The organism is Desulfomicrobium salsuginis, from assembly GCF_054657795.1.
Genome location: NZ_BAAHYA010000002.1, coordinates 2,295,863 through 2,319,934, shown reverse-complemented (window position 1 = coordinate 2,319,934; position 24,072 = coordinate 2,295,863). Strand labels below are relative to the sequence as shown.

At 64.5% G+C, this 24,072-nt stretch carries 26 protein-coding genes; 13 read left to right on the top strand and 13 right to left on the bottom strand.

Translation table 11 applies throughout. From position 1 onward, the window contains the following. Positions 1 to 53: 53 nt before the first annotated feature. Complete coding sequence (gene recJ, locus ACYQ3G_RS17510) at positions 54 to 1,778, bottom strand: single-stranded-DNA-specific exonuclease RecJ (protein WP_459828105.1); 1,725 nt, start codon at positions 1,776 to 1,778, stop codon at positions 54 to 56. A 153-nt stretch (positions 1,779 to 1,931) separates the two neighbouring features. Here recJ and ACYQ3G_RS17505 point away from each other — a divergent pair, with 153 nt between their 5' ends. Continuing rightward, positions 1,932 to 2,810 (top strand): DUF2156 domain-containing protein, encoded by an 879-nt coding sequence (locus tag ACYQ3G_RS17505; protein ID WP_459828103.1) that lies wholly within the window; start codon positions 1,932 to 1,934, stop codon positions 2,808 to 2,810. Here the strand turns inward: ACYQ3G_RS17505 and topA are convergent. Then, positions 2,807 to 5,056 carry a type I DNA topoisomerase gene (gene topA / locus ACYQ3G_RS17500; protein ID WP_459828100.1) on the bottom strand — a complete coding sequence of 750 codons (2,250 nt, stop codon included), beginning with the start codon at positions 5,054 to 5,056 and terminating at the stop codon, positions 2,807 to 2,809. The genes ACYQ3G_RS17505 and topA overlap by 4 nt on opposite strands. 123 nt (positions 5,057 to 5,179) lie before the next feature. On the opposite strand from topA, the gene era reads away from it, so the two are divergent. The 11 genes from era to fliQ are packed head-to-tail and all read left to right on the top strand — an operon-like array spanning position 5,180 to position 12,690. Beyond that, positions 5,180 to 6,100, top strand: a complete 921-nt coding sequence (era, locus tag ACYQ3G_RS17495) for a GTPase Era (protein WP_459828097.1) — start codon at positions 5,180 to 5,182, stop codon at positions 6,098 to 6,100. An 11-nt stretch (positions 6,101 to 6,111) separates the two neighbouring features. Continuing rightward, positions 6,112 to 6,807 carry a YggS family pyridoxal phosphate-dependent enzyme gene (locus tag ACYQ3G_RS17490; protein WP_459828094.1) on the top strand — a complete coding sequence of 232 codons (696 nt, stop codon included), beginning with the start codon at positions 6,112 to 6,114 and terminating at the stop codon, positions 6,805 to 6,807. A gap of 23 nt (positions 6,808 to 6,830) precedes the next feature. After that, the gene (locus ACYQ3G_RS17485; protein ID WP_028576599.1) at positions 6,831 to 7,586 is read left to right on the top strand and encodes a motility protein A; all 756 of its coding nucleotides are present in this window, start codon (positions 6,831 to 6,833) and stop codon (positions 7,584 to 7,586) included. 19 nt (positions 7,587 to 7,605) lie between these two features. After that, entirely contained in the window at positions 7,606 to 8,442 is an 837-nt protein-coding gene (locus ACYQ3G_RS17480) for an OmpA/MotB family protein (protein WP_043774685.1), read from the top strand. 1 nt (position 8,443) lies between these two features. Next, the gene (locus ACYQ3G_RS17475) at positions 8,444 to 9,172 is read left to right on the top strand and encodes an OmpA/MotB family protein (protein WP_459828090.1); all 729 of its coding nucleotides are present in this window, start codon (positions 8,444 to 8,446) and stop codon (positions 9,170 to 9,172) included. 35 nt (positions 9,173 to 9,207) lie between these two features. Further along, a complete protein-coding gene (locus tag ACYQ3G_RS17470; RefSeq protein ID WP_459828087.1) occupies positions 9,208 to 9,759 on the top strand; it encodes a flagellar basal body-associated FliL family protein in 552 nt (183 codons plus the stop codon). 16 nt (positions 9,760 to 9,775) lie between these two features. Beyond that, positions 9,776 to 10,753 carry a flagellar motor switch protein FliM gene (fliM, locus tag ACYQ3G_RS17465; protein ID WP_459828084.1) on the top strand — a complete coding sequence of 326 codons (978 nt, stop codon included), beginning with the start codon at positions 9,776 to 9,778 and terminating at the stop codon, positions 10,751 to 10,753. Between the two features lie 9 nt (positions 10,754 to 10,762). Then, entirely contained in the window at positions 10,763 to 11,326 is a 564-nt protein-coding gene (gene fliN, locus ACYQ3G_RS17460; protein ID WP_028576595.1) for a flagellar motor switch protein FliN, read from the top strand. Then, a complete protein-coding gene (gene fliO / locus ACYQ3G_RS17455; RefSeq protein WP_156902430.1) occupies positions 11,319 to 11,675 on the top strand; it encodes a flagellar biosynthetic protein FliO in 357 nt (118 codons plus the stop codon). The genes fliN and fliO overlap by 8 nt, the downstream gene beginning before the upstream one ends. After that, the gene (gene fliP / locus ACYQ3G_RS17450; protein ID WP_084435303.1) at positions 11,611 to 12,399 is read left to right on the top strand and encodes a flagellar type III secretion system pore protein FliP; all 789 of its coding nucleotides are present in this window, start codon (positions 11,611 to 11,613) and stop codon (positions 12,397 to 12,399) included. The genes fliO and fliP overlap by 65 nt, the downstream gene beginning before the upstream one ends. A gap of 21 nt (positions 12,400 to 12,420) precedes the next feature. Next, positions 12,421 to 12,690 carry a flagellar biosynthesis protein FliQ gene (fliQ, locus tag ACYQ3G_RS17445; protein WP_028576592.1) on the top strand — a complete coding sequence of 90 codons (270 nt, stop codon included), beginning with the start codon at positions 12,421 to 12,423 and terminating at the stop codon, positions 12,688 to 12,690. Between the two features lie 10 nt (positions 12,691 to 12,700). Here fliQ and ACYQ3G_RS17440 read toward each other — a convergent pair whose 3' ends face one another. Continuing rightward, complete coding sequence (locus ACYQ3G_RS17440) at positions 12,701 to 13,447, bottom strand: TrmH family RNA methyltransferase (RefSeq protein ID WP_459828079.1); 747 nt, start codon at positions 13,445 to 13,447, stop codon at positions 12,701 to 12,703. A gap of 132 nt (positions 13,448 to 13,579) precedes the next feature. On the opposite strand from ACYQ3G_RS17440, the gene ACYQ3G_RS17435 reads away from it, so the two are divergent. Beyond that, on the top strand, positions 13,580 to 15,214 hold the full coding sequence (locus ACYQ3G_RS17435) for a LysM peptidoglycan-binding domain-containing protein (RefSeq protein ID WP_459828076.1): 1,635 nt from the start codon (positions 13,580 to 13,582) through the stop codon (positions 15,212 to 15,214). A gap of 53 nt (positions 15,215 to 15,267) precedes the next feature. Here ACYQ3G_RS17435 and ACYQ3G_RS17430 read toward each other — a convergent pair whose 3' ends face one another. The 10 genes from ACYQ3G_RS17430 to queA all read right to left on the bottom strand — a co-directional run bounded on the left by ACYQ3G_RS17430 (position 15,268) and on the right by queA (position 24,039). Beyond that, complete coding sequence (locus ACYQ3G_RS17430; protein WP_459828073.1) at positions 15,268 to 15,570, bottom strand: sensor histidine kinase; 303 nt, start codon at positions 15,568 to 15,570, stop codon at positions 15,268 to 15,270. Next, complete coding sequence (locus tag ACYQ3G_RS17425) at positions 15,476 to 17,530, bottom strand: PAS domain-containing protein (protein ID WP_459828070.1); 2,055 nt, start codon at positions 17,528 to 17,530, stop codon at positions 15,476 to 15,478. The genes ACYQ3G_RS17430 and ACYQ3G_RS17425 overlap by 95 nt, the downstream gene beginning before the upstream one ends. Then, the gene (gene ercA / locus ACYQ3G_RS17420; RefSeq protein WP_459828067.1) at positions 17,514 to 18,671 is read right to left on the bottom strand and encodes an alcohol dehydrogenase-like regulatory protein ErcA; all 1,158 of its coding nucleotides are present in this window, start codon (positions 18,669 to 18,671) and stop codon (positions 17,514 to 17,516) included. The genes ACYQ3G_RS17425 and ercA overlap by 17 nt, the downstream gene beginning before the upstream one ends. Before the next feature lie 147 nt (positions 18,672 to 18,818). Further along, positions 18,819 to 19,400, bottom strand: a complete 582-nt coding sequence (locus ACYQ3G_RS17415; protein ID WP_459828064.1) for a DNA-3-methyladenine glycosylase I — start codon at positions 19,398 to 19,400, stop codon at positions 18,819 to 18,821. Then, positions 19,397 to 20,209, bottom strand: a complete 813-nt coding sequence (gene aroE, locus ACYQ3G_RS17410) for a shikimate dehydrogenase (RefSeq protein WP_459828061.1) — start codon at positions 20,207 to 20,209, stop codon at positions 19,397 to 19,399. The genes ACYQ3G_RS17415 and aroE overlap by 4 nt, the downstream gene beginning before the upstream one ends. Before the next feature lie 78 nt (positions 20,210 to 20,287). Next, the gene (locus ACYQ3G_RS17405) at positions 20,288 to 20,851 is read right to left on the bottom strand and encodes a 2-oxoacid:ferredoxin oxidoreductase subunit gamma family protein (protein ID WP_459828058.1); all 564 of its coding nucleotides are present in this window, start codon (positions 20,849 to 20,851) and stop codon (positions 20,288 to 20,290) included. After that, entirely contained in the window at positions 20,848 to 21,609 is a 762-nt protein-coding gene (locus ACYQ3G_RS17400; protein WP_459828055.1) for a thiamine pyrophosphate-dependent enzyme, read from the bottom strand. Before ACYQ3G_RS17400 ends, ACYQ3G_RS17405 begins: the two co-directional genes overlap by 4 nt. Positions 21,610 to 21,611: 2 nt before the next feature. Further along, the gene (locus ACYQ3G_RS17395; RefSeq protein ID WP_459828052.1) at positions 21,612 to 22,673 is read right to left on the bottom strand and encodes a 3-methyl-2-oxobutanoate dehydrogenase subunit VorB; all 1,062 of its coding nucleotides are present in this window, start codon (positions 22,671 to 22,673) and stop codon (positions 21,612 to 21,614) included. Beyond that, on the bottom strand, positions 22,670 to 22,909 hold the full coding sequence (locus tag ACYQ3G_RS17390; protein WP_459828049.1) for a 4Fe-4S dicluster domain-containing protein: 240 nt from the start codon (positions 22,907 to 22,909) through the stop codon (positions 22,670 to 22,672). Before ACYQ3G_RS17390 ends, ACYQ3G_RS17395 begins: the two co-directional genes overlap by 4 nt. A 44-nt stretch (positions 22,910 to 22,953) precedes the next feature. Beyond that, positions 22,954 to 24,039 carry a tRNA preQ1(34) S-adenosylmethionine ribosyltransferase-isomerase QueA gene (gene queA, locus ACYQ3G_RS17385; protein WP_459828046.1) on the bottom strand — a complete coding sequence of 362 codons (1,086 nt, stop codon included), beginning with the start codon at positions 24,037 to 24,039 and terminating at the stop codon, positions 22,954 to 22,956. Positions 24,040 to 24,072: the final 33 nt, after the last annotated feature.

The following is a 24,072-nucleotide window of genomic DNA, read 5'->3' as shown; positions in this document are numbered from 1 at the left end:
TTCCTCCGTTTTTTCCGTCTTCTACGTGTTTTCAGGCCCAAAGGAAAGGGCGTTCACTCGACGGCCAGGATCTCCTGGACGGACAGCTCGATCTGCATCAGACCGTTGAACTTTGACAAGCGGGGGGTGTAGGCGATCTTGACCCTTCGGCCTTCAAGTGATGTGTCCTGCCAGCGTTCGCCCTGGCGCCAGGCAACGGCGCGCATGCTCGTTTGGTCGGTGGTGTCGGAGAGGTGGAGTTCCAGATGCTTCTTCTGGCTGAAAAAGCGGTGGCGCAGGATATTCAGGGGCGGCGAGAGAAAGATGGGTCTCGGATTGCCCTGGCCGTAGGGCTGCAGCAGCTCCAGCTCCTTGAGAAAGGTATGGTCGATGAACGAGAAGGGCAGTTCGGCGTCCAGCTCCAGTATGGGCGGCGCCGGATTCGCCCCGAGCTGCTCCTCCACGGCCCAGGCGAAGAGATTCTTGAGGTTGGCCAGCTGGAATGGCTCGAGCTTGAGGCCCGCAGCCTGGCGGTGTCCTCCGAACTTGTAGAGGCACTGCTTGCAGGACAGCAGGGCCTGGTAGAGGTCGAAGGTCGGCGTGGAGCGGCCGGACCCCTTGAAGATGCCGTTTTCCTTGGTCAGGATGAGGCAGGGGCGGTGGAAGCGCTCCACGATACGCGAGGCGACGATGCCGATGATGCCGGAGTGCCAGTGCTCCGAGTGCAGGACCAGTCCCGGCAGATGGAGCTGTGATTCGGCCTGGATGATGGCCTCCTCGAGGATGCGCTGCTCCTCGACCTTGCGCTTGGTGTTGAGCCGGTCGAGCTGCTCGGCCATGATGCGGGCTTCGTCGCGGTTTTTCTCCAGAAGCAGGCGCACGGCCAGGTCCGGGTCGCCGATGCGCCCGGCGGCATTGATGCGCGGGGCCAGGGCGAAGCCGATGGCCCCGGTGCCGACGCTCTCCTCCGGCGTCAGGCCGCTGATTTCCTTGAGGGCCTGGATGCCGAAGCGGCGGCCTTCCTTGATGAGGAGCAGACCGTTCTTGACCAGGATCCTGTTCTGGTCGTCAAGCGGGACCACGTCGGCCACGGTGCCGAGAGCGACAAGGTCCAGGAAATCCCGGATGTCGACCTGGGGGCCGGGCAGAATGCGGTTCAGGGCGCCCATGAGCAGAAAACTCACGCCCACGCCGGAAAGATTGGGGGAGGGCCAGCCGCCAAGCTTGGGATTGATGATGATGTCGGCGCCAGGGAGCTCCTGCCCGGGCAGATGATGGTCGGTGACGATGACCTGCATGCCCAGATCCTTGGCCGCGCGGATCTCTTCCGTGCTGGCGATGCCGCAATCCACGGTCAGCAGCAGCCCGACGCCCTTGTCGGCCAGATCCCGGATGCCGTCCAGGTGCAGACCGTAGCCGAAGTCGAGCCTGTCGGGGATGAAGTGCAGGATGTCGACGCCCCGGGCGGCCATGAAATCCTTGACCAGGGCCGTGGCAGTGATGCCGTCCACGTCGTAGTCGCCCCACACGGCGATCCTGCGTCCTTCCTCGACGGCCTGGCGCATGAGTTCCGCGCCCGCCTCGACGCCGGGCCATCTGTCCAGGGGGTGCAGATAGCGCAGGCCGGGGCTCAGGAACTTGTCCATGTCCCGTTCGGAAGCCAGACCGCGCAGGGACAGCAGATGGACGAGCAACGGGCTGACCTCGAGGCGTTGGGCAATCCGCTCCTGCTCGGCCCGGGGCAGGGCCGCCTCGGGCGGTGGGGTCTTGAGCCTCCAGGTGGGCTGGTTTTCCGACATGGCCTATCCAGAAAAACGGTGATTGACGCTTTGACAGTCAAGGGCCACAAAGTATAATTGTTTTTGGCTCGACTGCAAGAGCTTTGATTTCTTGAATTTTTGATCCGTCTCAAACCGGCCGTAATTGTTGCCTATCTTGACCTGCGAGGTTTCATGGACATCACATTCAGCCCCATCTCCCTGGAGGGGCAGACAGAATACAACCGGCATCTGGCGTTGTGCGGTCAGAAGCCGTCTGACTACAGTTTCGTCAACCTGTGGGGATGGGGCCGGGAATACGGACTGGAATGGGCTTTCCTCGAAGGGTGCGTGCTCATCCGGCAGACCTTTCCCCAGACCCTTTATTGGGCGCCGGTCGGGGATTGGACGGGCGTGGACTGGGTGTCGCTGCGCGAGACCCTGCCCGGCGACGCCTGCTTCATCCGCATCCCCGAGCATCTCAAGATCATCTGGGAGACGACGATGTCCGGCATCCGGGTCGAGGAGTGCCGCGACCATTGGGACTATCTCTACGACGTGGCCGAACTCGTCGAGCTCAAGGGGCGCAAGTTCCACAAGAAGAAGAACCTGCTGAACCAGTTCCTGCGCGATTATGACGCCCGTTTCGTGCTGCTGGACGAGAAGACCGTGGAGTGCGCCTTGGCCCTGCAGACGGACTGGTTCCTGTGGCGAAACACCGAGAACGACCGGACCCTGGAGGCCGAAAACCTGGCCATCGTCAAGGTCATGCACGACTGGTCGCGCCTGCACGGCCTCATCGGCGCCGGACTGGTGGTCGACGACAAGATGATCGCCTACACCATCGCCGAGGCACTGGACGAGACGAGCGTCGTCATCCACTTCGAAAAGGGGTGTCCCAATTTCAAGGGGGTGTACCAGGCCATCAACCAGATGTTCCTGGAGCGGTGCTGCCAGGGGTTCCGGGTCGTCAACAGGGAGCAGGATCTGGGCGACGAGGGTCTGCGCAAGGCGAAGATGAGCTACAACCCGTTGGACTTTTTGAAGAAGTATTCGGTCTGTCTGCGCGGCTAAGCCGGCTGCTCGATCTTCTCCCAGTAGCCGCATTCCTTCTTCGGGCAGGCCAGGTGGGGGCCCTTGGCCTTGGACTCCTTGCGCACGAGGATCTTGGACCCGCAGAGGGGGCACGGCTTGGCCACAGGGTAGTCCCAGACCGCGTAGTCGCATTTGGGGTACTTGCTGCAGGAGTAGAAGGGCTTGCCGCGGCGACTGGTCTTTTCCACCAGTTCCCCGTCGCACCCTTCGCGGGGGCAGGCCACGCCGGTGCCGACTGATTCGGCGTGCCGGCATTCCGGGTAGTTGGAGCAGGCCACGAAACGTCCGCCGGTCTTGGTCTTCTTGACCACGAGGCGGCCGGTCTTGCACTTGGGGCACAGGCCGAGTTCCTCGGGGGGCTCCTCCTTGACCAGCTGGATCTGTCCGGCGGCGTCGCGCGTGTAGTTGCTGGTGAAGGCGCAGGCGGGATAGTTGGTGCAGCCCAGGAACGTGCCGTTCTTGCCGAATTTGACGACAAGCCGGCCGTCCTCGCACTGCGGGCACGAAAGTCCCGTGTCCATGCCGGCCTTGATCTGGGCCATGGTCTCGCGGGCCTTGTCCAGGGTGGGGTAGAAATCCTTCGCGAAATCCTTCAGCAGTTCCACCCAGTCCGTGTCGCCCTCGGCCACGTGGTCCAGGCCCTCTTCCATGCGCGCCGTGAAACCGGCGTCCATGAGCTGCCCGAAATGCTCCACCAGCAGGTCGCAGACGATGACGCCCAGGTCCGTGGGCTCGAAATGCTTTTCGGCCATGCGCACATAGTCGCGCTCGGTCAGGGTCGAGATGATGGCGGCGTAGGTGGACGGGCGGCCGATGCCCAGTTCTTCCAGCCTGTGAACAAGGGAAGCTTCGGAGAATCTGGCCGGAGGTTGGGTGAACTTCTGCTCCTTGTGCAGCTTGTCCAGGCGCAGCCCCTGGCCCTTTTCCAGGCCCGGCAGGGTCGCCGTGGCCGAGTCCTCGACCTGGGGCCAGACGCGCAGGAAGCCCGGGAAGATGAGGCGTTCGCCCTTGGCCCGCCATTGGGCCGGGCCGCTGGCCACGGTCACGACCGTGTCCCAGAAGCGGGCCGAGGCCATCTGCGAGGCCATGAAGCGCTCCCAGATGAGGCGGTAGAGCTTGTACTGCTCCGGGGGCAGGGCGTTCTTGATGGAGTCCGGGGTCAGGGACGGGTCCACGGGACGGATGGCTTCGTGGGCGTCCTGGGCCGAGCCCTTGCTTTTGTAAACCCTGGCGGTCTGGGGGTAGAAATCCGGGCCGAGGTTGGCCGTGATCCACTCGCGGGCTGCGTCGCGGGCTTCGTCGGAGACGCGCACCGAGTCGGTACGCATGTAGGTGATGAGCGCCGTGGTGCCGCGTTCGCCCAGTTCCACGCCTTCGTAGAGGCGCTGGGCCACGGACATGGTCCGCTTGGCGTTGAAGCCGAGCTTGTTGCTGGCGTCCTGCTGCAGGGTGGAAGTGATGAAGGGCGGGCGCGGCTGGCGCTGGCGCTCCTTCTCGACCACGTCCTCCACCAGGAACGGCTGTCCCGCGATGCGTCCTTCCAGGGCCAGGGCCGCGTCCTCGTCGCCGATGACGGGCTTGGCGCCGTCGACCTTCCACAGGTCGGCCTCGAAGGGCGGGGGCGTGGCGCCTTCCAGCGTGACCTTGAAGAGCCAGTACTCCTCGGAGACGAAGGCCTGGCGTTCGCGCTCGCGGTCCACGATGAGGCGCAGGGCCACGGACTGGACTCGGCCGGCGGACAGTCCTCGCTTGACCTTCTTCCAGAGGAGCGGAGAAATCTTGTAGCCCACGAGCCGGTCCAGGATGCGCCTGGCCTGCTGGGAATCGAAGAGGGGCTTGCGCAGTTCGGTCGGGTGGGCCAGGGCCTCTTTGACCGCCTTGGCCGTGATCTCGTTGAACTGGATGCGCTTGAGATTGGTGTTGGAGCCCTTGATGATCTCGGCCACGTGCCAGGCGATGGCCTCGCCCTCGCGGTCGGGGTCCGGGGCCAGGTAGACCGTGTCGGCCGCCTTGGCTGCGGATTTGAGCTTGCTGACGACCTTGGCTTTGCCGGGGATGATCTGATACTCCGGCGTGAAGTCGTGTTCCTCGTCCACGCCGAGGGTCTTGGCCGGGAGATCCCGCACGTGACCCACGGACGCTTCCACTTCGTAACCGCTGCCCAAAAACTTCTTGATGGTTTTGATTTTGGCGGGTGATTCGACGATGATTAAGTCCTTGCCCATAATGTTTGGGGCCTATATCCAGATTCCGAAGCGCAGGGCAAGGGGTATTTCCCGACATTCCCGTGCTTATCCCCGTGACGGGTTTTCAACCCGGCAATATCCTTTTACAAAGATTGCATGGAAATGACGCAAAGCACATACAAAGCCGGCTTCATCGCCCTCATCGGGCCCCCCAACGCCGGGAAATCCACCTTTCTGAACGCCGTCCTGGGAGAGAAGATCGCCATCGTCTCGCCCAAGCCCCAGACCACCCGCACGAGCATCACCGGCATCCGCACCACGGCCGAGGAGCAGATCGTCTTTCTGGACACGCCCGGCATCCACGCCGCCCGCGGCAAGCTGAACCGCTTCCTGGTCGACGCGGCCTGGGGCGCGGTGCAGGAGGCCAACGGCGTGGTGCTGTTCCTCGACGGCTCCAAGTACGCGGGCAACGCCAAGGCCCTCGAACGCGACCTGCGGCCCATGGCGGCCAAGCTCGGTACCCTGGGCGTGCCCATGGCCGTGGCCCTGAACAAGGTCGACCAGATCAAGCCAAAGGAACGCCTGCTGGGCCTGCTGGCCGACTGCGCCGCCCTTTGGCCGGGCGTCGAACTCGTCCCCGTCTCGGCCAGGACCGGCGAGGGCCTGGAGACGCTTCTGAAGATCATCCGCGAGTTCCTGCCGGTCAGTCCGCCGCTCTTCCCCGAGGACCAGCTGAGCACGGCCTCGGTGCGCTTCCTGGCTTCGGAGATCATCCGCGAGAAGCTTTTTCTGGGCCTCGAACAGGAATTGCCCTACAACGTGGCCGTGGAGATCGAGAGCTGGGAGGAAATCCCGGAAGAGAACATGACCATGATCTCGGCCACGATCTATACGTCAAAAAACAGTCACAAGGGCATGATCGTCGGCCGGCAGGGGCAGAATCTCAAGAAGGTCGGCCAGCTGGCCCGTCAGGAGATCAAGGGTCTGCTGGGCGGCAAGGTCCACCTGGAGCTGTGGGTCAAGGTCCGCGAGGGCTGGACCGAGGACGGCCAGTTCATGATCTCCCTGGGCCTGGGGTCCTGAGGAGGGCGGGCATGGAAGCGGCGGAGATGAGGCAGAGGTGGCGCGAAGTGCTGGAGCGCATGGACGCGGCGGCCCGTACGGCCGGGCGCGAGGCGGGTGACGTGCGCCTCGTGGCCGTGTCCAAGCTGCATCCCGCCGACGCCGTGAGGGCCCTGTACGAGGCGGGCCAGCGTGAGTTCGGGGAGAATTACGTGCAGGAGGCCGAGGCCAAGATGGCCGTCCTGCCCCCGGAAATTTCATGGCACTTCATCGGTCATCTACAGACGAACAAGGCCAGGAACGTGGTGGGGCGTTTCAGTCTGATCCACGGCGTAGATTCCCTGAAGCTGGCTCGTTCGTTGCATGACAGGGCCCGGGCCATGGACCTGGTCCAGGACGTGCTCGTGCAGGTCAATCTGGCCGGCGAGAGCCGGAAGAGCGGCATCCTCGAAGGGGATTTGCCGCCGCTGGCGGAGTTCCTGGCGGGCTCGGCGCATCTGCAGTGGCGCGGGCTCATGCTCATGCCTCCGTTCTTCGACGACCCGGAGCGGGCGCGCCCCTGGTTCGCGCGCCTGCGCGGCCTGGCCGAGTCCCTGCGCGCAGGCTTCGGGCTCCCGCTCCCGGACCTGTCCATGGGCATGACCGGGGATTTCGAGGCCGCAATCGAGGAAGGGGCCACGCTGGTGCGCATCGGCACGCGGATATTCGGGGAACGCGACACGAACTAACGGCCAAAGGGGAAGCTTGTCTTATGGATCTGGCCACCATCATCGGAATCCTGGTTGCCTTCGGGCTGGTCATCGCCGCCTTGGGCCGGGACTTCATGCTCTTCTTCGATTTCTCCTCGGTCCTCATCGTCTTCGGCGGCACCCTCGGCGCGGTGCTGGTGACGTACCCGCTGGAGAGCGTGCTCGGCGTGGCGCGCATCATGGGCAAGACCTTCACCTCCAAGGCCCAGGAGCCTGGGGAGCTCATCGCCCAGTTCACGGACTACGCCACGCGCGTGCGGCGCGAGGGCATCCTGTCCCTGGAGGCGCATCTCAAGAGCATTCCCGACGACTTTCTGCGCAAGGGCCTGCAGTTGACCGTCGACGGCCTCGACCCCCAGCTCATCCAGGAGATTCTGGAGACCGAGATCGCCTGCCTGGAAGAGCGCCACCTCAAGGGCGCGGAGATCCTGCAGACGTTCGGGAGCCTGGCCCCGGGCATGGGCATGGTCGGCACCATCATTGGCCTGGTGCTCATGCTCAAGCGCATGAACGATCCCAGCACCATCGGGCCGGCCATGGCCGTGGCCCTGCTGACCACGTTCTACGGGGCGATCCTGGCCAACCTCGTCTTCAACCCCATGGCCGGCAAGCTCCGGGCCCGCAGCCGGGAAGAAGTCCTGGTGCGGACCATGATCGTCGAGGGGATCATGTCCATCTCGCGGGGCGAGAACCCGCGCATCCTCGAAGAGAAGATGAACAGCTACCTGCCGCCCAAGGAGCGCAGGTTCAGACCCTGAAGGACGGCCGGGGAACGCCATGCTCAAACGCAGGGAAAAGCGCCAGGAACCCGACTCCGGGCTCCCGTCCTGGATGATCACCTTTTCGGACATGGTCACCCTGATGATGACGTTTTTCATCGTGCTGGTGTCCATGGCCTCCATGACGGACGTCTACAAGCGCAAGGTGGCGCTTGGCTCGGTTTCCGGCACCTTCGGGACGGGCGCTCCCAGCCTGGATGACCTGACCATCTCCGACACCCGTACGCGCGTCGATCCCGGTCCGATCAATGTTTTTCACGACCTTTCGCCGGTCAAGGAGCGGCTGCAGGAAGACCCGGACAAGGATCTGCGCTTCGAGTCCAACCGGTTCATCCAGCGCCTGTCCATGGACGCCGCGGCCCTGTTCGCGCCCGGGACGGCCGAATTGACCGAGCATGGGCGCGCCCTGCTGGCCAAGGTCCTGCCCGTGGTGGCCGCGAGCGCGTACCCCATGGGGCTGTCGGGGCACACCGCCGAAGGCATGGACGAATACGGGCCGGATTATCTGCCCAAACCGTGGGTCAAGGTCGATTTCTCCTGGGAACTCTCTCTGGCCCGGGTTGTGGCCGTGTACCGCTATTTCCTCGAAGCCGGCATCCCGCAGGACAAGCTGCGCCTGGAAGCCTACGGGCGCTTTCGGCCGCGTGTCGGCGGGGACAGCCGTGAAGGCAGGCAGGCCAACCGGAGGGTGGAGCTCACGCTGGATCACCGCATCGGCAGTTGGAGCGCCGAACTGGCCGCGCAGAAGGCGCTGGAGGAAGAGAAGGCGCGCGTGAAGGACAGCTTCAGCGTGGACGATTTCCTCTTCCGCTTCGACCTGCCGGGGAAGCCCTGAGATGGCCCTCAAGCGCAAACCCTACCGGAGCCTGGCGCCGGGAGCGGCCTGGATGGTCACCTTCGCGGACATGGTCACCCTCCTGCTGGCCTTCTTCGTGCTGCTCCTGTCCATGTCCTCCATGGACAGGTCTGTGCTGCGCGACGTGGTCTCGAATTTCGCGGGCGACATGGGCCTGGCCCCGAAGAAGGGCGCAGGCAGGATTCCGACGCGCTTCACCCTCGTGCAGATGGCCATCGAGAATCCGGCCGACGTGCTGGAGAATCCGCAGCGTATCAAGGACCTGCTTTTTCCCGATGAGGTCCTGCCCGAGGGCATGTCCAGAAGCACCCTGAACGCCAATCTTCAGATCCTGGCGAGGCCCGAAGGGCTGGCCCTGGTGCTGTCCGACGGGCTGCTCTTCGAGACCGGCGGGAGCGAACTCAGCGAAGGCAGCCGCAAGCTGCTGGCCGAGTTCGCCAGATTTCTGGCCACGACGACCATGCCGGTCAACGTGGCCGGGTATACGGACAGCGTGCCCGGAACAACCAAGGACAACTACACCTTGTCTGCGGAAAGGGCCATGGCCGTGCTCGGCGTTTTTCTGCAGACGGGTTTCGATCCCGGACGGTTTTCGGTTTCCGCCTATGGCGAGGCCTTTCCTTTGGGCGACAACGCCACGCCCGAAGGCCGGGCCAGGAACAGGCGCGTGGAAATATTGCTGAAAACCACAGGCAGAACGTATCTTTAGGCCCGGTTTTCGCATGAACGACGAAGGAGGAACAAATGGCCGACAAAAAAGCGCAGGCCCCGGAAAAGGAAGCCAAAAAAAAGGGCGGAAAGCTCAAGCTGATCATCATCCTGGTTCTGGTGCTGGCCGTGCTGGGCGGCGGCGGGTTTGCGGCCTGGAAGTTCTATCTGCAGCCCAAGCTGGCGGGAGACGCGGCGGCCGGGCACGAAGCGTCGGCCGAAGGTGAGACGGCCGCGGCAGGCAAGGCCGAAGGGGAGAAGAAGGACGCCGCGGCGCCCGCAACAGGCGGCCAGCTGGTCACTCTCGACGCCTTCGTGGTCAACCTGTCCGATCCCATGGGCCGGCGATACCTGAAGACCACCATGGACGTGGAAGTGGCCGACGCCGCGGCCGCGGCCGCACTGACCGCGGCCATGCCCAAGGTCAAGGACACGCTGTTGCTCCTGCTGTCGAGCAAGACCTTCGAGGAGATCAGCAGCATGGATCGCAAGATCGAACTCAAGAACCAGATCGTTGAGCGCCTGAACCAGATTCTGGGCAAGGGCAAGGTGCGCAACGTCTATTTCACGGAATTCGTGGTCCAGTAGGGCCTGCGGGAAGTCTATGAGCAAGATCCTGAACCAGGACGAGGTCGATGCCCTGTTGCGGGGCATCTCGGGCGGGGAGATCGAGACCGAGGAGGAGGTCGTCGAGGATCAGAGCGGCGTCGTGTCCTTCGACCTGGCCAACCAGGACCGCATTATCCGCGGGCGCATGCCGGTGCTCGAGATCATCAACGACCGCTTCTCGCGCCTGTGCACCAGCGCCCTGGCCAACACCATGCGCAAGCGGGTGGACGTGAACCCCATCTCCATCGACATGTCCAAGTTCGGGGACTTCATGCGCTCCCTGCCCGTGCCAACGAGCATCAACATCTTCAAGATCGACCCCCTGCGCGGCAACGCCCTGCTGGTGGTCGACACGCGCCTGGTCTTCTCCCTGGTCGAGAACTTCTTCGGCGGGGCGGGCAGCCAGCCCAAGATCGAGGGGCGCGACTTCACGCCCATCGAACAGTCCATCATCGTCAAGGTCGTCAAGATCATCCTGGCCAACCTGGAGGACGCCTGGCGGCCGGTGCACGAGGTCAGCATCGAACTCCTGCGCTCGGAGATCAACCCGCAGTTCGCGACCATCGTCCCGCCCAGCGACGTGGTCGTGGTCATCTCCTTCGAGGTGGAGTTGGAGAACGCCCTGGGCTCCATGGTCCTGGCCCTGCCCTATGCGACCATCGAACCCATCCGTTCCAAGCTCTACGCCGCCTTCCAGACCGAACGCCTGGAGATCGACCACGCCTGGATCTCCCGCTTCCGGGACCGGCTGATGGAGACGCCCGTGGACGTGGGCGTGACTTTCGGCACGACGCAGATGACCGGCCGCCAGCTTCTCGACCTGAAGGTCGGGGACATCCTGCTCTTGGATCAGGACGAGGACGATCTCCTCACTGCGCGCATCCAGGGCGTGCTCAAATTTTTGGGACATCCGGGCTTCGTCAAGGGAAACAAGGCCTTCAAGGTCATCAAGGAACAGGAACTCAATTACTAGGGGAACGGTATGGTCGAAGATCAGGACAAACTGGCGGCGGAGTGGGCCGCGGCCCTTGAAGAGCAGAGCACCGCGGAGTCCGCCGGCGGTGGCGAGCAGGATCTTGCCGACGCCTGGAGCGCGGCCCTCAAGGAGCAGGAGCCGGGCGGCTCGGACCAGGCCCTGGCTGAGGAGTGGGCCAAGGCTTTGGCCGACGAGGAGGAGGGCAAGATCCAGCGCGAGAAGAAGCAGAAGCAGCTTTCCGCCCAGAGTCGGGATTTTGAATACAAAGATTTGACGGCCGAGGCCAAGGCGCCCAAACCCGACAACCTGCGCAAGGATCTGGACTTCATCCTCGACATCCCGCTGGAGGTTTCGGCCCAGCTCGGCAGCACCAAGCTCCTCATCAACGAGCTGCTGCAGCTCGGGCAGGGATCGGTCATCGAACTGAACAAGCTGGCCGGCGAACCCCTGGAGATCCTGGTCAACGGCAAGCTCGTGGCGCGCGGCGAGGCCGTGGTCATCAACGAGAAATTCGGCGTGCGCCTGACGGACATCATCAGTCCCATCGAGCGGGTGAAGCAGCTTGGATAACGCAACCCTGACAGGCGCGGGCGCCGGGCTGGGGCTGGCCGCCGTGAAGATGGCCGCGGCGCTGCTGCTCATCCTCGGGCTCATTTTTCTGGCTTTTGCGCTCCTCAAGCGCTTCGGGCTGGCCTCACGCCTGCAGGGCCGCGGGGCGGGCTCCCTGCGGGTCGAGGAACGCGTGGCCCTTGGTCCGCGCAAACAGCTGGTGGTGGTCCGCTTCTTGAATAGGCTTCTGGTGCTGGGCGTGACCGACGCCGGCATCAACCTGATCGCGGAGCACAAGGCAGACCATGACCCCACCCCGGATTTTCAGACAGCACTGGAGCGTGAAAGCGGCCAGGATCCTTCTTCCTAGTCTTTTCCTGCTTTTCCCCCTGGCGGCCCTGGCCCAGCAGGTCCCGAGCGTCCCGTCCCTGTCCCTGTCCCTGTCCAGCGCCCAGGCTGAGCCCCAGAAGGTGGCCGTGGCCCTGGAGGTCATGGCTCTGCTGACGGTCCTGTCCCTGGCCCCGGCCATCGTGCTGACGGTCACGTCCTTCACCCGCATCATCATCGTCTTTCATTTCCTGCGGCAGGCCATGGGCACGCAGCAGATGCCGCCGAACCAGGTTCTGGCCTCCCTGGCCATTTTCATGACCGTGGTCATCATGATGCCCACGGGAAGGACCATCAACGATACGGCCCTGCAACCCTACCTGAAGGAGGAGATCGGGTACGACGTGGCCATCGGCCGAGCCGAGACGCCCCTCAGGACGTTCCTGTTCAAGCATACACGCGAGAAGGACCTGTCCGTGTTCTTTTCCATCACGGGCCTGGAGCGGCCCAAGAGCAAGGAAGACGTCCCGACCATGGTCCTGGTTCCGGCCTACGTCATCAGCGAACTCAAGACGGGCTTCCAGATCGGGTTCCTGATCTACATCCCGTTCCTGATCCTCGACATGGTCGTGGCGAGCATCCTGCTGTCCATGGGCATGATGATGCTGCCGCCGGTCATGGTGTCCCTGCCGTTCAAGATCCTGCTCTTCGTCATGGTCGACGGCTGGAACCTGCTCGTCGGCTCCCTCGTCAACAGTTTCGTCTAGCCCGAGTCAAGGAGTGAACCCATGACCCCCGAATTCGTGATAGGTTTCGCGCGGCAGTCCATCGAATTGACCCTGGCCATCTCCCTGCCCATGTTGGGCGTGGGCCTGGGGGTCGGCGTGCTGGTCAGCATCCTGCAGGCCGCGACCCAGATTCAGGAGATGACGCTGACCTTCGTGCCCAAGATCATCGCCGTCTTCGTGGCGCTGCTCATCTCCTTCCCCTGGATCATGGACAAGATGATCACCTTCACCCAGGACGTGTTCCTGAACTTCCCGCAGTACATCAAGTAGTCTCCCGCCTTCAGCTTCTGCGGCGCAGCATCTCCGTCATGATCATGGCCCCCGCCTGGGCCACGTTCAGGGAATCGAACCCGCCCCGCATGGGGATGGAGAGCATGGCCGCGCAGCGCTTGCCCACGTTCGGGCGCATTCCCTTGTCCTCGTTGCCGAGCACCAGCACCGCCGGGAAATCGAGCCTGGCCGTGAAGAGGTCCGTACTCGCCGGTCCGGCGGCGGAGCCGTAGATAGTCAGCCCCGCCTCGGCGCAGGCGTCCAGGGCCCGGGCCAGGTTGACCACCTGGCACAGGGGCAGCCGGTCCAGGGCTCCTGCCGCCGCCTTGGCCGCGGCCGGTCCGATGAAGGCCGTGCGGTCGCGCGGAAAAAGAAGGCCGGCTCCGCCCAGGGCGAGCAGGGTGCGGGCCAGGGTGCCGACGTTGCCGGGGTCCTGGACCTGATCGAGAGCCAGGATGAGGGGAAAGGAGCAGCGGCCGGTTTCGGCGATGAGGGCGTCCAGATCCATGAGCTGCCGTCCCCGCAGGCGGCCGACAACGCCCTGGTGGTTGCCGGGGAACATGCGGTCCAGTTCGGCGCGTCGCACCTTGCGGAAGCGCACGCCTGCCTCCTTGCATTGCCCGAGGACGTCCCCGAGCCCAGGCGCGTCCTCGGCCAGAAAGACCGTGTCGAGGGTCTCGGGCCGTGAGCGGAGAAGTTCGAGAACCGGCTTGCGGCCGGGGGTCAGGTGGCTTCTGAGGTCGGGATTGTCGTTCATGTGCTGATCCGTGATGAGCCGGGCTGGCGGGTTTGCAATTTCGGGTTTTTTTCTGTAGCAGGGCAAAATGCTCGATCTCGCTGGGACGGATTTTTCGCGTCCCAGGGGCCAACATTTGACCAGGAGATTGTTTTGACAGTCGATATACGAGTGATCCTGCTCGCCGTCCTGCTGGCTCTTGCCGGGTGTATGCCCGCCAAGCAGGCCCAGAACCCGGCCTCTGTCGGACCGGGTGTGGACGTGACGGCGCAGGACGCCGGAGAGGGTGCGGACGCATCCGCCGACTCCGGCAACGCAACCCAGGAAGCTTCCGCCCAGGACGAGGACTCCGAGTACGTCGATGTTCTGCAGGGCCGGGAGGACCTCCCCGCGGACAGCGTGCTGTCCGCCGAGGAAAAAAGCATCCTCGATGCGCAGATGTCCTTTCCTGTCGCCTTGGATACCGATGATAATGCGGAAGTCCAGCGCTATTTTCACTACTACGCCCACACCCACCGGGGGACCATGGAGGGGTGGCTCAAGCGGGCCCAGAACTACCTGCCGCACATCAGGGCGCGTTTTCTGGCCGAAGGCCTGCCCGAGGACCTCATCTACCTGCCCTTCGCCGAGAGCGGGTTCAACCCCTTTGCCGTCTCTTCGGCCGGCGCCGGCGGCATCTGGCAGTTTATGCCCCAGACCGGCCGGATATACGGGCTGACCGTGGACAGTTGGGTGGACGAGCGGCGCGACCCGTACATGGCCACCGAGGCGGCCATCGCGTACCTGAAGAAGCTGTATGCGGAGTTCGGGGACTGGCCTTTGGCCCTGGCGGCGTACAATGCCGGCGAGGGTGCGGTCGGTCGGGCCTTGAAGAAGACCGGAAGCGAGGACTACTTTTCCCTGTGTGAGGCCTCTGACGACCTGAAGCAGGAAACGAAACTGTACGTTCCCAAGTTTCTCGCCCTAGTCAAAGTGGCCAGGAACCTGGAGAAGCTGGGCTTTGAGCCCCTCGATCTCGACAGGCGGACCGCGACGCCCTCAAAGCTGAAGGCCGCGCCGGGTACGGATCTGCAGGCCATGGCCCGAAGCATCGGCGTAGACTGGAAGTCCTTCCGGGAGCTGAACCCCGCCCTGCGCAAGCAGGAGGCTCCGCCCACGCGGACCATACAGATCGCGGTGCCCGGCCATCTCGTGGCCCAGGCCCAAGAGTTCCTGAAGAAGCCGATCATCGTCAAACGCACGGAGTACGCCAGCCACAGGGTGCAGCCTGGCGATACCTGGTGGGGCGTGGCCAAGAAGTTCAACATCCCGGTCAAGGATCTGCAGAAGGCCAACACGGTCAGGAAGCTGAGCGTGGGGCAGGTGTTGCGCGTGCCCGGCCAGTCGTCGGGCGAAGAGGCTCCTGCCGTGGCGGAGACGAAGATGTGGGCTTCGAAGCGGGCCAACTATGTGGTCCGCCAGGGCGATACCGTATGGTCCATCGCCAAGCAGTTCGAGGCGGACCCCTCGACCCTGCTGCAGGCCAACGGGTTGCGCGGCTCAACGACCCTCAAGGTCGGCCAGAAGCTGTTCGTACCCGATGCGGGCCGCGCGGAGACCAAAAAGGCCCAGGCCCAGGCGGATACCGTGCGCAAGGATCTCGTCAGCTACCAGGTTCGGCAGGGCGATACCTTGTGGTCCATCGCCAAGCGTTTCGGCGTGAGTGCGCAGGATCTGCTCAGCTGGAACAAGCTGGCGGCCAACACCCATATCCGGCCCGGCGACCAGCTTAAGGTCTATTCCCGCTAATTTCTGCGGTCGTTCTTGCGTCAGATTGCGGCAGGCCCTCGGGCCTGCCGTTTTTATTTCGTGGATGGCGCGACGGGCAGGTCGATGATGAAGCGTGTCCATTCGCCCAGGGCCGTCTGCACGCTCATCACGCCGGCGTGGTCCTCGGTGACGATGAAATAGGACACCGACAGGCCGAGGCCTGTGCCCTTGTCCACGGGCTTGGTGGTGAAGAACGGCTCGAAGATGCGCTTGCGTACCGGTTCTTCGAGTCCCGGTCCGTTATCCTCCAGTTCGATCCGCACCCAGGGCGGGTTGTTCCGCGCCCGCAGGGTGAAGCGTGGTCCCTGCCCTCCGGGATATCTCTTCTCCCCCATGGCCTCGGCTCCGTTCCGGAACAGATTCAGGAAGACCTGCTGCAGCTTGCTTACGGAGCCCAGAATTCTGGGCAGGTCTGGTTCGTACTCTCTGATAATCTGTATTTTCTTGAAGTCGTAGTTCTTTTTCAGGTTGTAGTCCGTACTGGCCAGTTCCAGGGTCTTGTCCACGATGGCGGTGATGTCCTCCGGGACAAGGGTCGCGTCGCTCTTGCGGCTGAAGCTGAGCATGTTGCTGACGATCTGCGCCGCCTGGGCCCCGGAGCTGCGGATGGACAGGAGCATTTTCGGAATTCCCCGCAACTCGAGGTACGTGCGCAGGGCCTCCATCGAGATGCCTGCGTCCCGTGCCGCGGCCGCGTTCTGCGGCAGGGGGATGGGTCAGGCGCGTCTCCAGGACCTGCGCGTTGCCCATGATGGATGCCAGCGGATTGTTGATCTCGTGCGCCATGCCGGCGGCAAGCCCGCCGACGGAGAGCATCTTTTCCGACTGGACCAGCACGTCCTCGATGCGGACCTTGTCCGTCACGTCGTCGATGCGGATGACCGCGCCCTCCACGCCGTTGCTGATGAGGGGATAGATGGTCACGTCCTCGAAATGCGTCTCCCCGTCCACGATTCTGCGCAGTTTCCCCTCGAAAAAGGGCTTCTTGTCGGCGATGGACTGACGGATTCTGCGCATCTCCGGTTCGAGCCACGGCACGATCTCCCCGAGGGGCTTGCCGCGGGCTTCTTCTTCGGAGACGCCCGTCACGCGAGCGGCCTGCTGGTTCCATTGTGCGATGCGGCCGTCGGCGTCCACGCCGATGAGCATGGACGGCATGGAGTTGATGATGTTCGACAGCAGTGTCCGCAGACGCTGCGACTCCTTTTCCGAGCGGATGCGCTCCGTGATGTCCACGAAGGAGCCGATGATGCCGTCCGTGCGGTTGCGCTCGTCGAAAAAGACCTGCTTGGCGAAGATGACCTCGCGCAGCTGTCCGTCCTTGCCACGGACCTTGGCCTCGTATGTGCTCCTGGGCGCGCCGCGCAGCAGGGAGTGGTCGTTTTCCTCATATGTGGTCGAAAGGTCCGGCCATAGGTCCCGTGTGGTCTTTCCCTGCAGTTCCTCGCGGCTTACGCCCATGACCTCGGTGAAGGCGCGGTTGCAGCCGAGATAGCGCAGGCTCGAGTCCTTGTAGAACAGGGGGATGGGGATGGCGTCGAGGAGAACCTCCGTGAAGCGGAAGTTCCTGGTCAGTTCGGCATGGGCCTCCCTGAGCCGCTCCTCGGCCATGCGCCTGCGTTTGTTCTCCATGATCAGCGCCACCTGGTCGGCGACGCGGCCGGCGAAGGTGATCTCGTCGGGCTGCCACGCGCGGGGACTTGCGGTGTGCTCAAAGGAGATGATGCCGGCGATTTCGCCTTCGATCTGCACGGGCACGTCGAGCATGGACTCGATGCCGTGGGGAGCGAGGTAGGACGAGGCGAAGGCCATGGTCCGGGGGTCCGTGTGCACGTTGTCCACGGCCACGACTTCCCGGACTATGGCCGCGTGGTATGTCGGGAACTCTTCGAGTTTGAGAATCTGGCCCGAACTGTGGGCGTCGTAGCGGGCATCGAACTTGTCCAGGCAGATGAACCGTTCGCCCTGCCTGATCCAGAGGCCTGTCCGGCTGACCTCCAGGGCATGGCTCATCTTGACGGTGATCATGGGGGCCGCGTCCCGCAGCCGGCCGTGGAACACGTTGGGGTCCGTCGAAATCTCGGCCATGACGGCCTGCTGCCGGCTGATGCGCGCCAGGGTCTGGCGCAGCGTGTTTTCCGCGCGCCACCGTTCGGATATCTCGTTCTGCAGCTCCCGGATCTTCTGCTGCAGCATGGGATAATAGCTCTTGCGGCCCGAGGACTCGCTCAGGCCGACAATCTTGTCGCGCAGGGACGTCGTATCGGCCGCCTGCTCGTCAGGTCGCTTCTTCATAGATGACTTGGATGTCGCGGGTGGTGGCGGTTTTGGGGTTGGTCACCAGGCACGGGTCGAGCACGGCCTTGGCCGAGAGCACCGGGATGTCGCCGGTGCGGATTCCCTTTTGCCCGAGGTGCTCGCGGATGCCGACGGCGTTGCGCAGCTCGATCATGGCCTGCAGGAGGCGCGTCCGGATTTCCTTGGTGTTCAGCCCGCGGCAGTCGATGCCCATGGTTTCGGCGATGACGCGGAAGCGCTCGGGCGCCGCCGGGAAGTTGAAGTCGATGACGTGGGGCAGGAGCATGGCGTTGCACTCGCCGTGGGGCAGGTCCTTGTAGCCGCCCAGGCTGTGGGCCATGGCGTGGACCGCCCCGAGGCTGGCGTTGAAGAAGGCCAGGCCGGCCTGCATGCTGCCGAGCATGGTCTTGGCGCGCAGTTCCATGTCGCCGGGGTTCTGCAGGGAGGCCAGGAGGCTGCTCGTCACGAGCCGGATGGCCTCCAGGGCGTGCAGGTCGCTCATGGGCGAATGGGCGCTGGAGACGAAGGCCTCAATGGCGTGGACCAGGGCGTCCATGCCGGTGCAGGCCACGAGGTAGGGGCTCTTGGTGGTCAGGGTTTGCGGGTCGATGAGCGCCACATCGGGGATGATGGTCTTGCTGATGATGGCGATCTTGGTCTTGCGCTCGGTGTCGTTGATGATGGCGAACTGCGACACGTCGGCCGAGGTGCCGGCCGTGGTCGGGATGCCGATGAGCGGCGGCATGGGCACGATGATCTTGTCCACGCCCTCGTAATCGAGAATGTGGCCGCCGTTGGAAACCACGATGCCGATGCCCTTGGCGCAGTCCATGGGGCTGCCACCGCCCACGGCCACCAGGCCGTCGCAGCCGTGCTCCATGTACGTCATGGCCCCGGCCATGACTTCCTCGGCCCTGGGATTGGGCGACACCGCGGAGAAGAGGACCCCTTCGATGTCGAAGGCCGCCAGGCTCTCCAGAACCTTGCCGGCCCAACCCGCCTCCACGATTCCCGGATCGGTCACCACGAGGGGGCGCATCATGCCGAACTTGCTGGCGTACTGCCCGGCCACGAGCAGGGCGCCGACGCCGAAGATCGTTTCAGGTGCGACGAATTTGCGCAGTTCCGTAAAGCTCATGCCGCATCCCTCCGCGGAAGTTACCGGCACGGTCCAGCCGGCTCAGGGAAAGAGAAACTGCGTGGAAAATATACGATTTTTCCCGGCAAAGCCAGACATAACTTTGTTTCGGCGTGCGTGGCGAGCGCTCGGTCGCCGTCTGCGGCCTCAGGGCCCAGCGGGCGCGTCCAGCAGCTCGCGCCGCCGGAAACAGTCGAGGCTGTGGTCGTTGACCAGGCCCGTGGCCTGCATGAGCGCGTAGCAGGTGGTGGAGCCGAGGAAGGCGAAGCCCCTGGATTTGAGGTCCCTGGCCAGGGCGTCGGACTGGGCGATGGTCACGGGATAGTCGGCCAGGGTGCGCAGGGTGTGAACAATGGGACGTCCGTCCACGAACCGCCACAGGTACTCGGCGAAGGAGCCGAAACTCTCCCGCACCCGCAGGAAGGCGCGGGCGTTGCCGACGGCGGCCTCGATCTTGCGGCGGTTGCGGATGATGCCGGGGTCCGCCATGAGCCGCTCCACGTCGGCCGGGGTGAAGGCTGCCACGGCCTGCGGGTCGAATCCGGCGAAGACCGCCCGGTAGCCCTCGCGCTTGCGCAGCACCGTGTACCAGGAAAGCCCGGCCTGGGCGGACTCGAGGACCAGGTATTCAAACAGCGTGCGGTCGTCGCGGACAGGCACGCCCCACTCCTCGTCATGGTAGCGGACGTAGTCGGGCTTTGCCTGGTCGACCCAGGGGCAGCGGATCACGCCTTGCCCCTGGACGCCAGGGTTTCCTCCAAGAGGACCATGGCCTGCGGCAGCGGAAAGCGCCGGCCGGTCCAGAGTTCGAACTGGGCCAGGGCCTGGTGCACGAACATGGGCAGGCCGTGCACGACGTCCACGCCTTCGCGCTCGGCCTGGAGCAGCAGCGGGGTCTCCCGCGGGTTGTAGACCAGGTCGTAGACCAGGGACACGCCGGCAAGGGGGCCTTTCCACGGCGAGAGGCCCTGGAAGGGGCCCGACATGCCCAGGGGCGTGGTGTTGACCAGCAGATCCGGCCGCACTTCGTGCCGCTCGCTCCACGGCACGTGTTCGGCCTGGAAGGAGTGGGCCAGCCTGTCGGCCCTTGTGCCCGTGCGGGCCGAGAGAAGGACATTCCACCCTGCCCGGTGCAGGCCGCAGACCGCCGCGCGGGCCGCGCCGCCCGCACCCAGGACCAGGACCGTGCCGGGAGGCGTGCCGCGCTCCAGAAGCGGGGCCATGAAGCCCGTGACGTCGGTGTTTTCCCCCCACAGCCTTCCGTCTTCCCAGTACAGGGTGTTGACGGCGCCGATCTCCCGGGCGTTGGCCGTCAGCCTGTCCACGAGGGGCATGACGGGTTCCTTGTGGGGGATGGTGACGCTTGCGCCGTGGATGGGCAGGGTGCGCAGGGCGGACATGAAGGCCGGGAGCTTATCCGGCAGGGTGTCCCAGACGTGGTAGGAGGCCTGGATGCCCAGTTCGCGGAATCCCCAGTTGTGCAGGACTGGGCTCAAGGTATGGGAGAGGGGGTGGCCGATGATGCCGAGAAGAAGCATGTCGCACCTCGGGCGGTTCGGGTGGAGAGACGGGGCCGCGAGGACAAAAAAGCCGGGGCCGCGAGGGCCCCGGCGGTGCTACTTGTACTGGCCGTTGGCGATGACGTAGTCCGCGCCGGCCTGGATGGCCGCCGCGTTCTTGGGGATCATGTGGCTGTAGTGGGCCGAGATGACCGACCCGAGGCTGTCCTGGACCTGCTTGACCGGCAGGACGCCCGTGGCCTGCACGTAGGCCCCGATGGCCACCATGTTGGCCATGCGGGCGTTGCCCAGGCCGTCGGCGATCTCGTTGACCGGCACGGCGTAGACCTTGACCCGGTCCTTCTCGGTCTTGACCGGGTCGATGAGGGACGAGTTGAGGATCATGACGCCGCCGTCCTGCAGCTGCGGCTGGAACTTGTCCAGGGACGGGCCGTTCATGATGATGAGGCTCACGGGCGAGCGGATGATGGGCGAACCGATGACGTCGTCGGAGACCACGACGGTGCAGTTGGCCGTGCCGCCGCGCATCTCAGGGCCGTAGACCGGGATGTAGGTCACATTCAGCCCAGCATCCATGCCCGCGTAGGCCAGGAGGTTGCCGATGAGCATGACGCCCTGGCCGCCGAACCCGGCGATGATTGCATCCTGGTAAATGCTCATTTCTCCTCCTTTGCCAGCACGTCCTTGAAGTTGCCCAGGGGGAAGTAGGGGATCATTTCCGTTTCCACGCGCTTGTTGGCCTGCAGCGGCGTCATGTGCCAGTTTGTCGGGCAGGTGGCCAGGATCTCCACGAAGGAGAATCCGATCTCCTTCGTCTGGTACTCGAAGGCCTTGGCCACGGCCTTCTTGGCCTTCATGATGTTCTTGACGTTGTTCACGGCCACGCGCTCGGCATAGGCCACGCCGCCCAAGGAGGCGATGATCTCGGTCATGCGGATGGGCATGCCCTCGTTCTCGCGGCAGCGGCCGCCGGGACAGGTGGTGGTCTTCTGGCCGACCAGGGTGGTCGGGGCCATCTGGCCGCCGGTCATGCCGTAGACCGTGTTGTTGACGAAGATCGTGGTGATGTTCTCGCCGCGGTTGGCGCAATGCATGATCTCGGCCATGCCGATGGAGGCCAGGTCGCCGTCGCCCTGGTAGGTGAAGACGATCTTGTCGGGCCGGGCGCGCTTGACGCCCGTGGCCACCGCCGGGGCGCGGCCGTGGGGCGACTCGATGGCGTCCAGCGTCAGGTAGTTGTAGATGAAGACCGAACAGCCGATGGAGCCGATGAGGATGCTTTTGTCCACCAGGCCCAGATCTGTGATGGCCTCGGCCACCAGGCGGTGCGCCGTGCCGTGGTGGCAGCCGGGGCAGTAGTGGGTCGGCCGGTCGGTCAGGACCTCGGGGTAGTTGGTGACGCGAATTTCCTGGGTCATGCTCAGCCCTCCAGCGCCTTCAAGATGGGTTCTTCGAAATCGTCCGGCGTCGGCAGGTTGCCCGGAAGTTGGGCGTGGAACGCCGAATCCGCCACGGTGCGGATGGACAGGCGCACGTCCTCGACCATCTGCCCCATGTTGTGCTCGATGGTCAGGAAGCGCTTGCCCTGCCTGGCCAGGCCCAGCAGCACGTCCGACGGGAACGGGAACAGGGTGATGGGCCGCACCAGGCCGACCTTCTTGCCCTGGGCGCGGAGCTTGCGCACGGTGCTCTTGGCGATGCGGCCGATGGACCCGAAGGCCACGACGATGAGCTCGGCGTCCTCGGTCAGGAAGAGCTCCTGGTCCACCTCGGCCTGCATGGCCTGGTACTTGGCCTGGAGCTTCAGGTTCTGGCCGGCCAGGGCCCCGTCGTCGAGAAAGAGGGACTTGATCAGCCGCGGGCCGCGGTTCACCGCGCCCTGCAGACCCCAATCCTGACCCTCGGCGGGGTCCCGTTTCTCGGGCACCCACGGCACCACCGGCTCCTTCATCTGGCCGATGATGGCGTCGGCCAGAACCATGACCGGATTTCTGTACTTGAAGGCCAGATCGAAGGCCTTGATGGTCAGGTCATAGGCTTCCTGCACCGTGCCGGGAGCCAGGACCAGGAGCTTGTAGTCGCCGTGTCCGCCGCCCTTGACGGCTTGGAAATAGTCGCCCTGGGACGGGCCGATGTCGCCCAGGCCCGGTCCGCCGCGACTGACGTTGACGATGACGCCCGGGATCTCGCTGCCGGCCATGTAGGAGATGGCCTCCTGCTTGAGGGACATGCCCGGGCTCGACGAGGACGTCATGGCCCGGATGCCGCAGGCCGCCGCGCCCATGAGCATGTTGGCCGCGGCCACTTCGCTCTCGGCCTGCACGAACTCGCCGCCCGCCTCGGGCAGGGCCTGGGACAGGAATTCGGGGATGTCGTTCTGGGGCGTGATGGGGTAGCCGAAGAAGCACTTCATCCCGGCGGCCAGGGCGCCGCGGGAGATGGCCTCATTGCCTTTGACGAAGATGCGCTTGGGGGTGCTCATTTCTTCCCTCCTTTGGCCTGCTTCGCCGTGAAGACGTTGATGCAGAAATCAGGGCACATCATGGCGCAGAACGCGCAGCCCTTGCACTGGCTCATTTTTTCGGGGGTGATCTCCACGACCTTGTACCCCTTCTGGTTGAACCGACTCGATTGATGGATGATGCCGGTCGGGCAGACTTCGGTGCAGAGCAGGCAGCCCTTGCAGCGGTCCTCCCGGAACTCGACTCTGCTAGGCATGGAATACCTCCACGGGGGGATGATGGTGAACGGAGCTTGCGGGGTCAGCGGATCAGCATGGCGTCGCCGTAGGAAAAAAAGCGGAAGCCCTGCCGTACCGCGTGGTTGTAGGCATCGATAATCTGTCGCCTGCCCGCGAGTGTGCTGACCATAATGATTAGGGATGAGCGGGGCAAGTGGAAGTTGGTGATGAGCTGGTCCACCACCTTGAAGCTGTAGCCCGGGCGAATGAAGATGTCGGTCCAGCCCCGGAAGGGGCCGATCTCTCCGAGGTGCGAGGCCATGCTCTCCAGGGTGCGGGTCGTGGTCGTGCCCACTGCCACCACGGGACGCCCTTCGGTCCTGGCCCTGGCGATGGCCGCGGCGGTTTCCTCCGGCACCTCGGCGTACTCGGCGTGCATGACGTGTTCACGGATGTCGTCGCAGCGCACCGGGCTGAAGGTGCCGTAGCCGACGTAGAGCGTGACCTCGGCCGTGCGGATGCCGCGTTCTTCCAGGGCGGCCATGATGCCCGGCGTGAAGTGCAAGCCGGCCGTGGGCGCGGCCACGGAGCCGAGCTTGTCCTCTCGGGAGTACACGGTCTGGTAGCGGTCGCGGTCCGCGCTCGTGTCCTCGCGGCGGATGTAGGGGGGCAGGGGGATGTGCCCTTGCCGCAGGAAGTGGTCGGCCAGCTCTCCCCGCCAGCTCAGGCGGACGCGGCTGCGGCCGAACTCGCCCTTTTCCAGCACCAGGAGTTCCACGCCGTCGAAAAGCAGACGCTCGCCCGGCCTGGGGCCCTTGGAGGCCTTGAGCAGACCTTCGACTTCGGCCGTGCTCCAACCGTCGGTGCGGGCTTCGGGCTCGATCAGGGACAGGGGCGTGAGGAGCAGGAACTCCGCCTTGCCGCCCGACTCCTTGCGTCCGATGAGCCGGGCCGGGAGGACCTTGGTGTTGTTGACCACCAGCAGCGCGTCCCTGGGCAGCAGTTGCGCGATGTCCGCGAACATGCAGTCGCGCACCTCGCCGCTGGCGCGGTCGAGCACCAGCAGCCGCGACGCCCCGCGCCGCTCGGCAGGGTCCTGGGCTATCTGGGACTCGGGCAGGTCGAAATCGTAGGATTGAAGATTGAATTCCTCGGGGATAGTCGTCATGTTTTTCCTCGTGTCCACGTGCTGCTAGTCCAA

Bases quoted from the DNA above. Each gene is read 5' to 3' on its own strand.
- era (WP_459828097.1), top strand. From the start codon at position 5,180: ATGACGCAAAGCACATACAAAGCCGGCTTCATCGCCCTCATCGGGCCC.
- ACYQ3G_RS17505 (WP_459828103.1), top strand. From the start codon at position 1,932: ATGGACATCACATTCAGCCCCATCTCCCTGGAGGGGCAGACAGAATAC.
- ACYQ3G_RS17485 (WP_028576599.1), top strand. From the start codon at position 6,831: ATGGATCTGGCCACCATCATCGGAATCCTGGTTGCCTTCGGGCTGGTC.
- queA (WP_459828046.1), bottom strand. From the start codon at position 24,039: ATGACGACTATCCCCGAGGAATTCAATCTTCAATCCTACGATTTCGAC.
- ACYQ3G_RS17480 (WP_043774685.1), top strand. From the start codon at position 7,606: ATGCTCAAACGCAGGGAAAAGCGCCAGGAACCCGACTCCGGGCTCCCG.
- fliM (WP_459828084.1), top strand. From the start codon at position 9,776: ATGAGCAAGATCCTGAACCAGGACGAGGTCGATGCCCTGTTGCGGGGC.
- fliQ (WP_028576592.1), top strand. From the start codon at position 12,421: ATGACCCCCGAATTCGTGATAGGTTTCGCGCGGCAGTCCATCGAATTG.
- recJ (WP_459828105.1), bottom strand. From the start codon at position 1,778: ATGTCGGAAAACCAGCCCACCTGGAGGCTCAAGACCCCACCGCCCGAG.
- topA (WP_459828100.1), bottom strand. From the start codon at position 5,056: ATGGGCAAGGACTTAATCATCGTCGAATCACCCGCCAAAATCAAAACC.
- ACYQ3G_RS17390 (WP_459828049.1), bottom strand. From the start codon at position 22,909: ATGCCTAGCAGAGTCGAGTTCCGGGAGGACCGCTGCAAGGGCTGCCTG.
- ACYQ3G_RS17400 (WP_459828055.1), bottom strand. From the start codon at position 21,609: ATGACCCAGGAAATTCGCGTCACCAACTACCCCGAGGTCCTGACCGAC.
- fliN (WP_028576595.1), top strand. From the start codon at position 10,763: ATGGTCGAAGATCAGGACAAACTGGCGGCGGAGTGGGCCGCGGCCCTT.
- ACYQ3G_RS17440 (WP_459828079.1), bottom strand. From the start codon at position 13,447: ATGAACGACAATCCCGACCTCAGAAGCCACCTGACCCCCGGCCGCAAG.
- ACYQ3G_RS17405 (WP_459828058.1), bottom strand. From the start codon at position 20,851: ATGAGCATTTACCAGGATGCAATCATCGCCGGGTTCGGCGGCCAGGGC.
- fliP (WP_084435303.1), top strand. From the start codon at position 11,611: ATGACCCCACCCCGGATTTTCAGACAGCACTGGAGCGTGAAAGCGGCC.
- ACYQ3G_RS17395 (WP_459828052.1), bottom strand. From the start codon at position 22,673: ATGAGCACCCCCAAGCGCATCTTCGTCAAAGGCAATGAGGCCATCTCC.
- ACYQ3G_RS17475 (WP_459828090.1), top strand. From the start codon at position 8,444: ATGGCCCTCAAGCGCAAACCCTACCGGAGCCTGGCGCCGGGAGCGGCC.
- ACYQ3G_RS17490 (WP_459828094.1), top strand. From the start codon at position 6,112: ATGGAAGCGGCGGAGATGAGGCAGAGGTGGCGCGAAGTGCTGGAGCGC.
- ACYQ3G_RS17425 (WP_459828070.1), bottom strand. From the start codon at position 17,530: ATGAAGAAGCGACCTGACGAGCAGGCGGCCGATACGACGTCCCTGCGC.
- ACYQ3G_RS17430 (WP_459828073.1), bottom strand. From the start codon at position 15,570: ATGGGGGAGAAGAGATATCCCGGAGGGCAGGGACCACGCTTCACCCTG.
- ACYQ3G_RS17470 (WP_459828087.1), top strand. From the start codon at position 9,208: ATGGCCGACAAAAAAGCGCAGGCCCCGGAAAAGGAAGCCAAAAAAAAG.
- aroE (WP_459828061.1), bottom strand. From the start codon at position 20,209: ATGCTTCTTCTCGGCATCATCGGCCACCCCCTCTCCCATACCTTGAGC.
- ercA (WP_459828067.1), bottom strand. From the start codon at position 18,671: ATGAGCTTTACGGAACTGCGCAAATTCGTCGCACCTGAAACGATCTTC.